12 protein-coding genes are annotated in these 13,396 nt (G+C 64.1%); 8 read left to right on the top strand and 4 right to left on the bottom strand.

Annotated elements, in window-relative coordinates; genetic code table 11:
* Window positions 1-424 precede the first annotated feature (424 nt).
* The 3 genes from ypfJ to AWB67_RS00235 all read left to right on the top strand — a co-directional run bounded on the left by ypfJ (window position 425) and on the right by AWB67_RS00235 (window position 3,866).
* On the top strand, window positions 425-1,297 hold the full coding sequence (gene ypfJ / locus AWB67_RS00245; RefSeq protein ID WP_087654228.1) for a KPN_02809 family neutral zinc metallopeptidase: 873 nt from the start codon (window positions 425-427) through the stop codon (window positions 1,295-1,297).
* Between the two features lie 195 nt (window positions 1,298-1,492).
* Window positions 1,493-2,887, top strand: a complete 1,395-nt coding sequence (locus AWB67_RS00240; RefSeq protein WP_087654227.1) for an LLM class flavin-dependent oxidoreductase — start codon at window positions 1,493-1,495, stop codon at window positions 2,885-2,887.
* Between the two features lie 70 nt (window positions 2,888-2,957).
* Window positions 2,958-3,866 carry a flagellar brake protein gene (locus AWB67_RS00235; protein ID WP_087654226.1) on the top strand — a complete coding sequence of 303 codons (909 nt, stop codon included), beginning with the start codon at window positions 2,958-2,960 and terminating at the stop codon, window positions 3,864-3,866.
* A 15-nt stretch (window positions 3,867-3,881) separates the two neighbouring features.
* On the opposite strand, the gene AWB67_RS00230 is transcribed toward AWB67_RS00235, so the two are convergent.
* A complete protein-coding gene (locus AWB67_RS00230; protein ID WP_087654225.1) occupies window positions 3,882-4,529 on the bottom strand; it encodes a DsbA family oxidoreductase in 648 nt (215 codons plus the stop codon).
* 266 nt (window positions 4,530-4,795) lie between these two features.
* Complete coding sequence (locus AWB67_RS00225; RefSeq protein WP_087654224.1) at window positions 4,796-6,136, bottom strand: NAD(P)/FAD-dependent oxidoreductase; 1,341 nt, start codon at window positions 6,134-6,136, stop codon at window positions 4,796-4,798.
* A 259-nt stretch (window positions 6,137-6,395) separates the two neighbouring features.
* On the opposite strand from AWB67_RS00225, the gene AWB67_RS00220 reads away from it, so the two are divergent.
* The gene (locus AWB67_RS00220) at window positions 6,396-6,827 is read left to right on the top strand and encodes an OsmC family protein (RefSeq protein WP_087654223.1); all 432 of its coding nucleotides are present in this window, start codon (window positions 6,396-6,398) and stop codon (window positions 6,825-6,827) included.
* Window positions 6,828-6,882: 55 nt separating this feature from the next.
* On the opposite strand, the gene AWB67_RS00215 is transcribed toward AWB67_RS00220, so the two are convergent.
* Window positions 6,883-7,803: a LysR family transcriptional regulator gene (locus AWB67_RS00215; RefSeq protein ID WP_087654222.1), complete on the bottom strand. Its 921-nt coding sequence runs from the start codon at window positions 7,801-7,803 to the stop codon at window positions 6,883-6,885.
* A 156-nt stretch (window positions 7,804-7,959) separates the two neighbouring features.
* On the opposite strand from AWB67_RS00215, the gene AWB67_RS00210 reads away from it, so the two are divergent.
* From AWB67_RS00210 to AWB67_RS00200, 3 genes are all read left to right on the top strand, one after another.
* Window positions 7,960-8,805, top strand: a complete 846-nt coding sequence (locus tag AWB67_RS00210; protein WP_087654221.1) for an ureidoglycolate lyase — start codon at window positions 7,960-7,962, stop codon at window positions 8,803-8,805.
* A 10-nt stretch (window positions 8,806-8,815) separates the two neighbouring features.
* Entirely contained in the window at window positions 8,816-9,568 is a 753-nt protein-coding gene (locus tag AWB67_RS00205) for an SDR family oxidoreductase (RefSeq protein WP_087654220.1), read from the top strand.
* Window positions 9,569-9,726: 158 nt separating this feature from the next.
* Window positions 9,727-11,052, top strand: coding sequence for an MFS transporter (locus AWB67_RS00200; protein WP_087654219.1), 1,326 nt, complete (start codon window positions 9,727-9,729; stop codon window positions 11,050-11,052).
* A gap of 9 nt (window positions 11,053-11,061) precedes the next feature.
* On the opposite strand, the gene AWB67_RS00195 is transcribed toward AWB67_RS00200, so the two are convergent.
* A complete protein-coding gene (locus tag AWB67_RS00195) occupies window positions 11,062-12,045 on the bottom strand; it encodes a GGDEF domain-containing protein (protein WP_087654218.1) in 984 nt (327 codons plus the stop codon).
* A gap of 239 nt (window positions 12,046-12,284) precedes the next feature.
* Between AWB67_RS00195 and AWB67_RS00190 the strand changes: the two genes are divergently transcribed.
* On the top strand, window positions 12,285-13,370 hold the full coding sequence (locus tag AWB67_RS00190) for a calcium:cation antiporter (protein ID WP_087654217.1): 1,086 nt from the start codon (window positions 12,285-12,287) through the stop codon (window positions 13,368-13,370).
* Window positions 13,371-13,396: the final 26 nt, after the last annotated feature.

The raw sequence follows: 13,396 nt of genomic DNA, 5'->3' as shown, positions 1-13,396 counted from the left end.
GTGACGAACGAAGCTTAGCGAGCTTCCAAGACGCGTGTTGCGTCGCGTCATGGTTTGCGCATTGCGCGCAAATGCCGCAGTTTCAAGTGTTTGGCGCACATAACGAACTGAATCGATTGAATTTTCGAGAAGGGTGCGTGATTTCGCGAGCGCGCCGCAAGCACGATTTCCGCGACAATCGACCGCACTGCGTCACGGCCTGCGCTCGCGTGTCGCAGGCGGGTTTTCAGCGCTTATAAAAGCGATGCGAATTATTCGCACCATTCGAAATAGAACTCCGGGTGCGCGAAATGCTTGTCGCATAATTCAAGGACGGCAACTGTGCAATGTCGTCACGGCGGCGTACGTGCACAGCGACCTCGCCGGTAACATGGCGGCTTTTTTGCCGCGCTACGCGCCACGCCTTCATACAAGGAGAACAACCATGCGCCTCGATGACGAAGCGGAAAGCAGAAATGTCGAAGACCGCCGGGGCGGCGGGGGATTCCGCATGGGCGGCGGCAGCATCGGGATCGGGACGATCGTCGTGGCGCTCGCGGCGTCGTATTTCTTCGGCATCAATCCGATGGTGATCATCAACGGCGCGCAGCAGATGCAGACGCAGGCGCCGCAGCAGCAAGCGGCGCCGTCGAACCAGCCGCCCGCCAACGATGCCGGCGCGGTCTTCGTGCGCCGCGTGCTCGGCAACACCGAGCGTACGTGGCAGGAAATCTTCCGCACGCAGTTCAACCAGGACTACCCGGCGCCGAAGCTCGTGCTTTTCAGCGGCGGCACGCAGACCGGCTGCGGCATGGGCGACTCGGCGATGGGCCCGTTCTACTGTCCCGCCGACCGCAAGGTGTATATCGACTTGTCGTTCTATCGCGAATTGCGCGATCGCTTCGGCGCCAGCGGCGACTTCGCGCAGGCTTACGTGATCGCGCATGAAGTCGGGCACCACGTGCAGAACGTGCTCGGGATTTCGTCGAAGGTCGATGCGGCGCGTTCGCGCATGTCACGCGAGCGGGCGAACGAGTTGTCGGTGCGGGTCGAATTGCAGGCCGACTGCTACGCCGGCGTCTGGGCCGCGACCGCGCAGCGCGACAACGCGAAGCTGATCGAACCGGGCGATTTCGCGGAAGGCCTGAACGCGGCCGGCGCGATCGGCGACGACCGGCTGCAGAAGCAGACGCAAGGACGCGTCGTGCCGGAAGCGTTCACGCACGGTACGAGCGCGCAGCGTCAACGCTGGCTCCAGCGCGGCTTGCAATCCGGCGACGTTCGACAATGCTACACGTTCGGGGCATCGACGCTTTGATGTTCTTCATCATGTGACACGAAGGCCGCCTCGCGCGGCCTTTGCTTTATCTGCCGCACTCCGCAAAAATTATGCGCATAAAGCCTGAGCGCGGCGGCCCGCAACACCGTCCTTCATAAGCAAAGCAGAAATGCTCGGTTCCGCGCCGCGCGATGCGTCGCTACGCTGTCGATTCGACCGCTCGAATGCCCCGACATGCCCAAACAAATCCTGCTGAACGCGTTCAACATGAACTGCGTCGGCCACATCAACCACGGTCTCTGGACGCATCCACGCGATCAATCCGCGCGCTACAAGGACGTCACATACTGGACCGAACTCGCGCAACTGCTCGAACGCGGCTTGTTCGATGGACTTTTTCTCGCCGATATCGTCGGTGTGTATGACGTCTATCAGCAATCGGTCGATCTGCCGCTCAGGGAATCGATCCAGCTTCCCGTCAACGATCCCTTGCTGACGATCTCCGCGATGGCCGCCGCGACGCGCAACCTCGGCTTCGGCGTCACGGTGAACCTGACCTACGAGGCGCCGTATCTGCTCGCGCGACGCTTCTCGACGCTCGATCACCTGAGCAACGGCCGGATCGGCTGGAACATTGTGACGGGGTATCTCGAAAGCGCGGCGAAGGCGATGGGCCTCTCGCAGCAGATCGAACACGACGAACGCTACGATCGCGCGGAAGAATTTCTCGACGTCGCGTATGCGCTGTGGGAGCGAAGCTGGGAAGAGGGCGCCGTGCGCGCCGACCGTGCCAACCGTGTCTATGCCGATCCGGCGCGCGTGCATCGGATCGAACATCACGGTAAGTATTACGACGTGGAGGGGTATCACCTCTCGGAGCCGTCGCCGCAACGCACGCCGGTGCTGTTCCAGGCGGGGTCGTCTGGGCGCGGGCAGGCGTTCGCCGCGCGTCACGCGGAGTGCGTGTTCGTGTCGCAGCAGGAGCGCGGCGCGCTGCGCAAACTCGTGTCCGGCGTGCGCGACGACGTCGAGCGCGAGGGCCGCCAGCGCGACGACATCAAGTTCTTCATGGGCATGTCGATCGTGACCGCGCCGACCGAGCGCGAAGCCCGCGAAAAATACGACGATTATGTGCGCTACGCGAACCCCGAGGCGGGCCTTGCGCACTACGCGAGTTCGAGCGGCATCGACTTCTCGCGCTACGCGCCGAACGAGCCGATCCGCTATGTGAAGAACAACGCGATCCAGTCGGTCGTGAAGAACCTGACGGCGGCAGGCCGCGAACGCACCGTCGCCGATATCCTGAGCCAGGAACTGCAACTCGGCGGCCGCTATCCGACGCTGGTCGGCAGCGCGTCGCAGGTCGCGGACGAACTCGTCGCGTGGATCGAGGACACCGGCATCGACGGCTTCAATCTCGCGCGCACCGTGACGCCCGAGTGCTACCGCGATTTCGTCGAACTCGTCGTACCGGAATTGCAGGCGCGCGGCGCGTATAAAACGGAATACGCCAAAGGGACGCTGCGCGAGAAAATCTTCGGCGCGGGCCGCGCGTACTTGCCGGACGCGCACGCCGGAGCAGCAAAGCGGCACGAATACGACAAATCTTCAGTCAAGCGGACAGCCTGACCGGCACAGCACTTGACGGAACAAGACGTAGACAGGACGATTGCACGATTCGTCCTAAACCGTCCGAACAATGACAATAGAACCGGTTATCGCGCCATTGCTGCCCGCACTCGTCCGGTTGGGGCCGGACGACATTCCCTTACAAATACCGCTGGAATGGCCGATCGTCGCCGCCGACGGGACGCTGCTTTTTGACGCCGGTGTCACCGTGCCGAATGAGGCCGCGCGCGAGTTCATCTTCCGGCAGTTCGAGCCGCACCGGCGGCGCGAGAGCGCGAACGCCGGGGAACTCACCGAGGAACAAGGCAAGAACGACAACGCGCCGCTGACGCTCGACGACATCGGCTTGGCCATCGGCGCGCGCGTCGGATTGCGCGGCGCGGTCGGTGCAGGCTCGGCGATGTACGCGAGCCGCGTGATCGGTTTTTCGTCGGGGCGACGCACCGGCGCGCGCGCGCTCTTCGTCACGCAGCCCGTGATGGCGGGCTTCGACGCGCTCGAACTCGTGCGCGGCGAGCAGGTGGAGATGGTGGCGCTGTCGGGGCGCGGCGTGTTCCGCTTTGCCTGCACGGTCGACGTCGTCGCCCGCGAGCCGTTCAACTACGTCGTGCTGTCCGAGCCGGGCGGTATCCGGCGCCTGCGCACGCGCAAGTTCGCGCGGATGCCGACGCGCCTCGCCGCGCGCTATTCACCGGAGGACGGAGCGGCGCTCACGCAGGTCGGCCGGGTGTGCGACATCAGCCCATACGGCATGTCGCTCGCGGTGGTCGACGCCTGCGCGCAACTGGGCGATCGCCTGCGCGTGTCGTTTCACTTCAACACCGACGACGTCGACGTCCACATCGACACGCACGCGATCGTGCGCCACGTCGGCAAGCCCGGCGAGAACAATCAGAACGCGACGTACGGGCTCGAATTCGAGGCGCTGGAATCGTCGCACCGCATCGCGCTGAAGTCGTTCATGGCCGAGCACGGGTAAACGGCGTTTTCGCCTTCAGCCCGGGAAGCCGTCGGGAAAGAGCCGCTCGACGGCCGCTTCGAAGTGCTGCACGGGCGCGGCGCCGCGCAACGCGATGGGCGGTGGCGGTTCCTCGCCCGGCGCGCCTTCGCGCGAGAGCACGGCGAACGGCACGCCCGTCACACCGATCGACTTCGCGAAGTCTTCGTCCTCGATCACGAGATCGGTGAATTCGCCTTCCGCGAGCGACTCTTCCAGCAACTCCGGATCGATACCGCAGGTCGCGGCGATGTCGAGCAGCGCGTCGGTATCGCCGATATCGATGCCGTCGTCGAAATACGCCTTGAAGATCGCGCGATGCACGAGGTCGTAGCGATTCGACTCGCGCGCGAAGATCGCGGTCTCGAACGCCTTGCGGCTGCGTGGATTGACGGTCGGCAGGCGCAACGTCATGCCGCGCTCGGTCGCGAGCGGATAGACCGATTTTTCCCAGGTTTCGATGAGGGCGTCGCTGTTGACGTCGGGCAGCGGCGTCGGCTCGGGACGCAGTTCGAACGCGTGCCAGCGGATCTCGACGGCATCGCCGTAAGCGTTGCGGAGCTGGTCGAGGACGGGCGTCTGCAGGTAGCAGAAGGGGCACACAAAGTCGGACCAGACGTCGATAAAGAGCTTGGGGCTTGTCATATAGCAAAAACCCCGCTGCGCGGGGCTTCCTTAAGAGAGGGAGTGCGGTCAGGCGGCGCGATTCTGATGTCGCCACGTTCCGTCAGGCGTCATTTTCGTCGATTTTCGCTTCGCGGTCTTTCGGGGCCTTTTTTCACGGGGCAAATCCGCTGTGCAAGGTCTTCATCGTGTTCCCTCTCGTTAGGCATGCCCCGACGAAATTGCGATCGAAGTCGGAAATATTCTTAGAAATTCCCACGTAACACGTCACGGGATAGGCGCCCCGCTCAAAACCCCCCATCCAGCACAATCTTCGTCCCATCGAAAAACCGCCCGAGCCGAAACGCATGCGGATCGACGAGCGGCTTATCGTTCGCGACGATATCCGCCATCAGCTTCCCGGCGCCCGGCCCGATGCCGAATCCGTGCCCTGAGAACCCCGTGGCGATGAACACGCCGCGTTGGCGCTCCACGCCCGAAATCACCGGCACGGCATCCGGCGTCACGTCGATATAACCGGCCCACGACTGCGCCACCTTCGCCCCTCCAAGCGCCGGAAAGATCGCGCGGAACTCCGCGAGCGCCGCTTCGTTGAACGACGCCACCGGCGGCGGATCGAGCGTGCGCACGGTCTCGAAGACGGTCGGCTGGTCCAGTGGCCAGCGGCGCGGCCGTCGCAATTCCTCGACGAACCGCGCGTTGAAGCCGAGCTTGATCGACCCGAACTGGCTCCTTAACGCTGGCAGGAACTTGAAGAACAGCCGAAAGCTGTCCGGCGTGACATCGCTATAGCTGCGAAACGCGTTCGCGAGCGTATAGCCGCCGTCGAGCCGCTTGCGATACCCCATCGCGTGATTGCAGGCGCTCACGTCCGGCCCGCCGTCGACAGGCTCGGTGCGCATCACCGACGAGCGCACCATCAGTTGCGGCACGTCGATGCCGAGATTGCCGGCGAAAAGCCGCGTCCACGCGCCGCCCGCGACGACGACGCTCGCGCAGCGGATCAACCCGTATTCCGTGACGACGCCGCTCACCGCGCCGCCCGTCGTTTCGATGCCGCGTGCCGCGCACGGCGTCAGCACGTTCACGCCGCGACGCCGCAATGCGTTCGCGATCGCGGGCGCGGCGCGCTGCGGCTCAGCGCGGCCGTCGCTCGGCGTGTAGATGCCGCCCGCGAAACGCCGCGTGGCGCCCTTCATCAGTACAGCGGTCTCGTCCCCCGATACGATGCGCGAATCGGTACCGTCGCGCCCGACCAGCCGCTGCGCCCGCGCAAGCCAGTCTTGGTGGTCGGCGAGGGCTTTCTGATCGTCGGCGGCGTAGAGGATGCCGCACTCGCGAAAGCCCGTATCGATGCCGAGCTTCGCATCGATCTCGCGCCACAGCTTCAGGCTTTCCAGGCTCAGTTCGAGCTCGCGCAGGTCGCGATGCGTCGCGCGGCACCAGCCCCAGTTACGGCTCGACTGCTCGCCGGCGATCTGGCCTTTCTCGCAGAGCGCCACCGCGAGCCCCTTCTCCGCCAGAAAGAGCGCGGTGCTCACGCCGATGATCCCGCCGCCGATCACGACGACATCGACACGTTCCGGCAACGCCCGGTCTTCGGCTACTTGCTCGACTTGCGGACCCATCCACGCTCCAAAAACGACAACGCGACCACGAAACCCCGGTGCCTGCGCACCGCACGCCGATCCGCTAGGATGAAGAGGGCGCCGGTCGTGCATCGCGTCGGGGCGAAACCCCCGATGATAAGTGTCCATTTAACGGCCGTCGACCGTCCGGGCATCGCGCGTGCTGGCTAGTTCCCGTTCGCGCGCTGGACGAAAGCTGAAAAGCGCCGCGCGGCAGCCAGTCGTGGCTATAACCCCTTACATTTTCTGGAGAACACTCGTGCAAAAGACAGCATCGGCAAAATGGAGCGGCGGCATCAAGGACGGCAAGGGTTTCATCTCGACTCAGACCGGCGTGCTGAAGGACGCACCTTACGGTTTTCAGTCGCGCTTCGAAAGCGGCCCGGGCACGAACCCGGAAGAACTGATCGGCGCGGCGCACGCGGGCTGTTTCACGATGGCGCTCTCGCTGCAACTCGAACAGGCCGGCATGAAGGCCGAAAGCCTCGAAACCAAGTCGACCGTCACGCTGGACAAGGACGGCGACGGGTTCACGATCACCGCCTGCCAGCTCGACCTGAAGGCAAAGATTCCGGGCGCCGACAAGGCGGCGTTCGACAAGGCCGCGGCCGCGGCGAAGGAGGGCTGCCCGGTGTCGAAGCTCTTCGCCAACAACGCCAAGATCACGCTGAACGCGGAACTCGAATCGTAATTCTGCGTTCGATCGGATGAAGGGCGCGGCCGGTTTTTAGGGCCGCGCTTTTTCGTTAACGTGTGAGCTCGTCGATCATCAGCTTTGTCGCGGCCGAGAGCGCCGCCCCGCGCCGCGTGACGATGCCATACGGCTCGGTACGCGAGCGGACCGCAATCGCCAGGCGCTTCGCCAGCCGGTGCTCGGTGAGGAACGCGGCCATGTCGAGCGGCATCAGCGAGACGAGTGTGGGGTCGCGTTGGAGCAGGAGGACGGTCGTGATCGTCGATGACGTCTCCACCGGATGCAGCGGCAGCGGCAAGCCCGCTTCCTTGAATTCGCGCTCGAAGAGACTGCGCAGCGGCATGATGCTCGGATACACGATCCAGCGGCTCTGCGCGAGATCGGCCAGCGTGACCTCGGGCGCATCGACGAGCGCATGCGCGACGCCCGCGACGATCGCGAGCGGCTCGTCGCGCAACTCCACGTAGTCGTAATGTTCCGGTTGCCGCGCGACGCTCGCGCGGCAGATCGCGAGATCGAGCCGCCCCTGATCGAGCAACGCCAGGAGGCGCGCGCTCGTGTCCTCCACCACTTCGACGGTCAGCGCCGGCTGCTTTGCCCGCAATCGCGTGAGCGCATCGACGAGCACGCCCGACACCGCGCCCATGATCGACCCGACCGCGAGCCGTCCGCCAGTGCCCTGCAGGATGCCCGCCATTTCCTCGCGCAGATGCGCGACGTCCATGTGGATCAGCCGCGCATAGCGGATCACGCAGCGTCCGAGCTCATTCGGCTGGATGCCTTGCGGCGAGCGCGTAAAAAGCGTCGAGCCGAAGGTCGCCTCGATCTCGCGGAGGGCCTTGGTGGCGCCGGGCTGCGTGAGCGCCATTTCGTCGGCGGCGCGATGCAGCGACCCATGCTCGTCGAGCGCGATGAGGAGGCGCAGTTGCTTCAAGCGCAGGCGCGCGGCAATCGAATCGACGTTCGGGAGCATGGTTCGGAGGAGGGGAGGGATAACGCGAAGATAACGGAAAGTTATCACGCGAGCAGCAGCTTTCATTATTCAAGGCGGCGCGAATTCCCTACATTTGCGGCAGACGCGGGCTGCGGCTCGCGAAAAATTTGACGACAAAGCATCGAAGGAGACTTGATGAAACTGCTGCGATACGGCGCCCCCGGCCAGGAAAAGCCCGGCCTGCTCGATTCGACCCACACGATCCGCGACCTGTCCGGCGTGATCGACGACGTCGCGGGCGCGGCCCTTTTGCCGGAAACGCTCGACCGCCTGCGCGGCATCGATCCGAGGACGCTGCCAGCCGTGCCGGCCGGCGCGCGCATCGGTCCGTGCGTCGGACGCATCGGCAAGTTCATCTGCATCGGGTTGAATTACGCGGATCACGCCGCCGAATCCGGCCTGCCGGTGCCAGCCGAACCGGTCGTGTTCAACAAGTGGCTTTCGGCGGTCGTCGGCCCGAACGACGACGTGCGCATCCCGCGCGGCTCGAAAAAAACCGACTGGGAAGTGGAACTGGGCGTCGTGATCGGCAAGGGAGGCGTCTATATCGACGAAGCCGATGCGCTCGATCACGTCGCGGGTTACTGCGTGATCAACGACGTGTCGGAGCGCGAGTACCAGATCGAGCGCGGCGGCACGTGGGACAAAGGCAAGGGCTGCGACACGTTCGGCCCGATCGGCCCGTGGCTCGTCACGAAGGACGAAGTGCCCGATCCGCAGCGTCTTTCCCTGTGGCTGGAAGTCGACGGCAAGCGCTATCAGAACGGCAGCACGAGCACGATGATCTTCAACGTCGCGCATATCGTGTCGTATCTCAGCCGCTTCATGAGCCTGCAACCCGGCGACGTCATCTCGACCGGCACGCCACCGGGCGTCGGCATGGGGATCAAGCCGGAGCCGGTCTATCTGCGCGCCGGACAGACGATGCGTCTCGGCATCGAAGGGCTCGGCGAGCAGCAGCAACGCACCGTCGACGCTTGAGGAGCACGCGATGAACCAATACGACTTCAGCAAGCGCGGCGCGGTGGTGACGGGCGGCGCGCAGGGCATCGGTTATGCGGTGGCGGAGCGGCTGTTGCAAGGCGGCGCGCGCGTCGCGCTGTGGGACCGCGACGAAGCGGCGCTCGCCGCCGCGAAGCAAAGCCTCGCGCAGTTCGGCGACGTAGCGACGTTCGCGGTGGACATCACGCAGCGCGAGGCCGTGCAGCAAGCCGCCGATGCAACCGTCGCGCGCTTCGGCGCGATCGACATGCTCGTGCACAGCGCGGGCATCGCGGGTGCGAACGCGCCGCTCGCCGACTACGCGCCCGACGAATGGGCGCGCGTGATCGACGTCGATCTGAACGCGACCTTTCACGTCAACCAGGCCGTTGTGAAGACGATGATCGCGCGTGGGTATGGACGAATCGTGAATATCGCGTCGATCGCGGGGAAGGAGGGGAATCCGAACGCGTCGGCGTACAGCGCGGCGAAGGCGGGCGTGATCGCGCTGACCAAGAGCCTCGGCAAGGAAACGGCTTCGCTCGATATCGCCGTCAATGCGATCACGCCGGCGGCCGCGCGCACGAAGATCTTCGATCAGATGGCGCAGCAGCATATCGACTACATGCTTTCCAAGATCCCGCGCGGGCGGTTTGTCGAAGTGAAGGAGATTGCGTCGATGGTGGCCTGGCTCGTTTCCGAGGAGAACTCGTTCACGACGGGGGCTGTGTTTGATTTGTCCGGAGGGCGGGCTACCTACTGATTGATCTAACTAGCACGCTGCAAAAATAAAACAGCAATTTCGTTGCATGGGGCCAGAGTTAGCGCTAAAGCGCCAACTCTCGTCGACCGCAACAAGTTGCGTGGGACGAGAGTACGGCGCTAAAGCGCCAACTCTCGTCGACACAGGAGACTAAAAACGTGGAAACCGTATCGCCCACCGCACCGCACGCGGCCATCGCGCACGACGACGCCCAGCTCTACCGCAAGGTGTTCTGGCGCTTCGTGCCGCTGTTCGTGGCCTGTTTCGTGTTCTCGTACCTCGACCGCATCAACATCAGCTTCGCGAAGCTGCAGATGCAGAGCGAGCTCGGCTTCAGCGATGCCGTCTACGGCTTCGGCGCAAGCGTGTTCTTCGTCGGGTACTTCCTCTTCGAGGTGCCGAGCAACATCATCCTGCATCGCGTCGGCGCGAAACGCTGGATCGCACGGATCATGATCACGTGGGGCATCGCATCGGCGGCGATGATGTTCGTGAAAAGCGATACGTGGTTCTACCTGCTGCGCTTTCTGATCGGCGCGCTCGAAGCGGGCTTCGTGCCGGGCGCGCTCTACTTCTTCACGAAGTGGTTTCCGTCGTCGCGGCGCGGACGCATCAACTCGTTCTTCATGGCATCGATCGCGCTGTGCGGGATCATCGGCAGCCCGCTGTCGGGCGCGATCATGAAGTTCTGCGACGGTCTCAACGGCCTCGCCGGCTGGCAATGGCTCTTCCTGCTCGAAGGCATCCCGTCGGTGGTGCTCGGGATCATCGTGCTGTTCATGGTCGACGACAAGATCGACGACGCGAAATGGCTCGATGCCGCCGAGAAACGCGCGCTCGCCGAGCAGCTCGCACGCGATCCGAAGGTCGGCGAAGTGCATTCGCTGAAGGCTGCGTTCAAGGAGCCGGTCACGCTCGTGATGGCCGTGATCTACCTGTTCCTCGCGATGGGCATCTACGGCCTCGTCTTCTGGATGCCGCAGCTCGTGAAGACCGCCGGCACCACCGATACCTTCGCGATCGGCCTGATCTCGATGCTGCCTTACGCGGTGGCGGGCATCGGCATGATCCTGATCGGCAAGCACTCGGACCGCACCGGCGAGCGGCGCTGGCACCTGGGCGCGTGCGCATTCGCGGGCGCGGTCGGTTACGTGCTGTGCGGGTTCTTTCCGGGCAATACAGTGATGCTCGTAATCGGCCTGACGATCGCGGCGACCGGCATCATCACGTCGCTCGGCCTCTTCTGGATCCTGCCGACGCGCTTCCTGTCCGGCATCGCGGCAGCGAGCGGGATCGCGCTGATCAACTCGGTCGGGCAGTTCGGCGGGATCATCAGCCCGTACATGGTTGGCAAGGTCAAGATGATCACCGGCAGCGCGACGCCCGGTCTCTACGCAATCGCGGTGGCGTGCCTGCTGGGCGCCATGCTGATCGTGTGGGGCTTGCCAAAACGCCTGTACTTCCGCGAAGGCGCAAGCGACTGAGGCGCTTTTTCAATGCCGCGCGTTGCCGCGCGCGGATTTCTGCGACTGCTTGTGCTCGTACATCCTGCGGTCGCTGACTTCGAGCAGATCGGCGATCGATGCATGGCGCTGCGGATCGAAGTCCGTATGCCCGACGCTGAAGCGAATGTCGTAGCCGCGCTGCGCCTCTGCGTTGTTCTCGTCGAGTGCCTGCTGCAGGCGCTCGATCACCTTCGGCGTCTCGGCGGGTTGCGCGTCGGTCAGCAGCGCGACGAATTCGTCCCCGCCGATCCGGCCGATCACATCGCTCTCGCGCAACGCATTGCGTAGCACATCGGCGAAGGTCGCGAGCGCGCGATCGCCTTCGGCGTGGCCGTAGGTATCGTTGATCGGCTTGAAATCGTTGAGGTCGAAGAAAAGCAGCGACGCGTGCTTGTCAAGCCGCTTGCACACGTTCAGCGCGTGCTGCGCGAGCGCCTCGAAACCGCGCCGGTTCGACAGCATCGTGAGCTCGTCCATCGTTGCGAGATGGACAGCCGCGATTTCCTGCTCGGCCATGCGCGCGAGATCGTGAAGGAGCGCGCGGTCTTCGTCGTCGAGTTCGCGCGGGCGCACGTCGATCAGGCACAGCGTGCCGAGCTTCGCGCCGTTCGGCACGGTGAGCGGACAGCCTGCATAGAAGCGGATGCCCGGCTCGTGGGTGACGAGCGGGTTGTCGTGAAAGCGTTCATCGGCGCGGGCGTCGGGGATCATCAGGATGTCGTCGTGCGCGATCGCGTGCGCGCAGAACGACACGTCGCGCGGCGTCTCCGTCGCGTCCAGCCCGACGCACGACTTGAACCACTGGCGGTTCTCGTCGACGAGACTCACGACCGCGATCGGCACGCCGAAGAGGCGCTTCGCGAGACGCGTGAGACGGTCGAAGCGCTCTTCGGGCGCGGTATCGAGGATGTTCAGCGAACGCAGCGTGGCAAGCCGTGCGTTCTCGTTTTGAAGTTTTGGCGGGACGAGCATGCGTTTCCTTGGGTGTCTGGCTCGCGACGAGCCTTGGCGCCTTCTTGTTCCGAACGCAGGAATACAGCAGTAATTTCATCAGACTGTATCGAGTGGGATCGATGATAGGGCAAAAAGTGCCCGCGATTCTTTCGAACGCGCTCGCGTTGCTGTGTCGCGTGCGGGAAATGCGCGCGTATTGGTTATGATGCCCCGGTGTCCATGCGATCAACAGACAACAATCACGCCCGGGAGCGCCGATGAAATTCAAGCTGGACTGGACCGTTTTCTCGCCGATCGTCGCCATTGCGGTGCTCGGTCTTTCGCTCGTCGTGTCGGGGGGGATTCTGCTGGTGCTCGCGGCGGTCGCGCTCGCGTTCGCCGTGTTCGCGGCCGTCCACCATGCGGAAGTGATCGCGCATCGCGTCGGGGAGCCGTTCGGCACACTGGTGCTCGCGGTCGCGGTGACGGTCATCGAAGTCGCGCTGATCGTGTCGGTGATGCTGACGGGCGGGCCAGAGAAAGCCGCGCTGCCGCGCGATACCGTGTTCGCCGCGATCATGATTGTATGCAATGGGATCGTCGGGTTGTGTCTGCTCGTCGGCGGATTGCGGCATCACGTGCAAGACTTTCAGTTACAGGGCGCGAGTGCATCGCTTGCGATTCTTTGCGCGCTTTCCGTACTCACGATGGTGTTGCCGAATTTCACGAGCACGGTGACCGGGCCGGAGTTATCCATTTCGCAACTGGTGTTTGTCGGCGTGATTTCGCTCGTGCTTTACGTGGTGTTCGTGTTCGTGCAGACCGTGCGCCATCGGGATTATTTTCTGCCGTTCGTGCCGGCGCGCGATCCCAACGCCGAAGACGAAGTGCATGCGCCGCCGCCGACTGCGGCACATGCGTGGTCGGCGGTCGGGTTATTGCTGCTGTCGCTCGTGGCGGTGGTCGGGCTCGCGAAGCTGCTGTCGCCGGCGGTCGAGGCGGGTGTCGCGAAGGCCGGGGCCCCGGAGGCTGTCGTCGGCGTGGTGATTGCGGCGCTCGTGTTGCTGCCTGAAGGGCTTGCTGCGTTGCGCGCGGCGCGGCTCAATCGCTTGCAGACCAGCTTGAACCTTGCACTCGGTTCGGCGCTGGCCAGTATCGGGCTAACGATTCCTGCAGTCGCGATCGTATCGATTGCCATCGGGCAGCCGATTTCGCTCGGCCTTGAGCCGAAGGAAATCGTCATGCTGGCTTTGACGCTTATCGTCAGTGTCATCACGCTTGGCACCGGCCGTTCGACCGTGCTGCAAGGCGTCGTCCATCTTGTGATCTTTGCGTCGTTTTTGTTTTTGTCCGTGGTGCCTTAAGGCGGCTTGATGCGCTTAGGAGCCAA

Origin of the sequence: Caballeronia terrestris (assembly GCF_001544515.1) — a bacterium.
Lineage (GTDB): Bacteria > Pseudomonadota > Gammaproteobacteria > Burkholderiales > Burkholderiaceae > Caballeronia > Caballeronia terrestris.
The sequence above is the reverse complement of the archived record's forward strand: the minus strand, read 5'-3'. Positions and strand labels throughout refer to the sequence as shown.

Excerpts from the sequence above, each read along its gene's own strand:
- ypfJ (WP_087654228.1), top strand. The coding sequence starts at position 425 with ATGCGCCTCGATGACGAAGCGGAAAGCAGAAATGTCGAAGACCGCCGG.
- AWB67_RS00215 (WP_087654222.1), bottom strand. The coding sequence starts at position 7,803 with ATGCTCCCGAACGTCGATTCGATTGCCGCGCGCCTGCGCTTGAAGCAA.
- AWB67_RS00225 (WP_087654224.1), bottom strand. The coding sequence starts at position 6,136 with ATGGGTCCGCAAGTCGAGCAAGTAGCCGAAGACCGGGCGTTGCCGGAA.
- AWB67_RS00205 (WP_087654220.1), top strand. The coding sequence starts at position 8,816 with ATGAACCAATACGACTTCAGCAAGCGCGGCGCGGTGGTGACGGGCGGC.
- AWB67_RS00210 (WP_087654221.1), top strand. The coding sequence starts at position 7,960 with ATGAAACTGCTGCGATACGGCGCCCCCGGCCAGGAAAAGCCCGGCCTG.
- AWB67_RS00230 (WP_087654225.1), bottom strand. The coding sequence starts at position 4,529 with ATGACAAGCCCCAAGCTCTTTATCGACGTCTGGTCCGACTTTGTGTGC.
- AWB67_RS00235 (WP_087654226.1), top strand. The coding sequence starts at position 2,958 with ATGACAATAGAACCGGTTATCGCGCCATTGCTGCCCGCACTCGTCCGG.
- AWB67_RS00190 (WP_087654217.1), top strand. The coding sequence starts at position 12,285 with ATGAAATTCAAGCTGGACTGGACCGTTTTCTCGCCGATCGTCGCCATT.
- AWB67_RS00195 (WP_087654218.1), bottom strand. The coding sequence starts at position 12,045 with ATGCTCGTCCCGCCAAAACTTCAAAACGAGAACGCACGGCTTGCCACG.
- AWB67_RS00240 (WP_087654227.1), top strand. The coding sequence starts at position 1,493 with ATGCCCAAACAAATCCTGCTGAACGCGTTCAACATGAACTGCGTCGGC.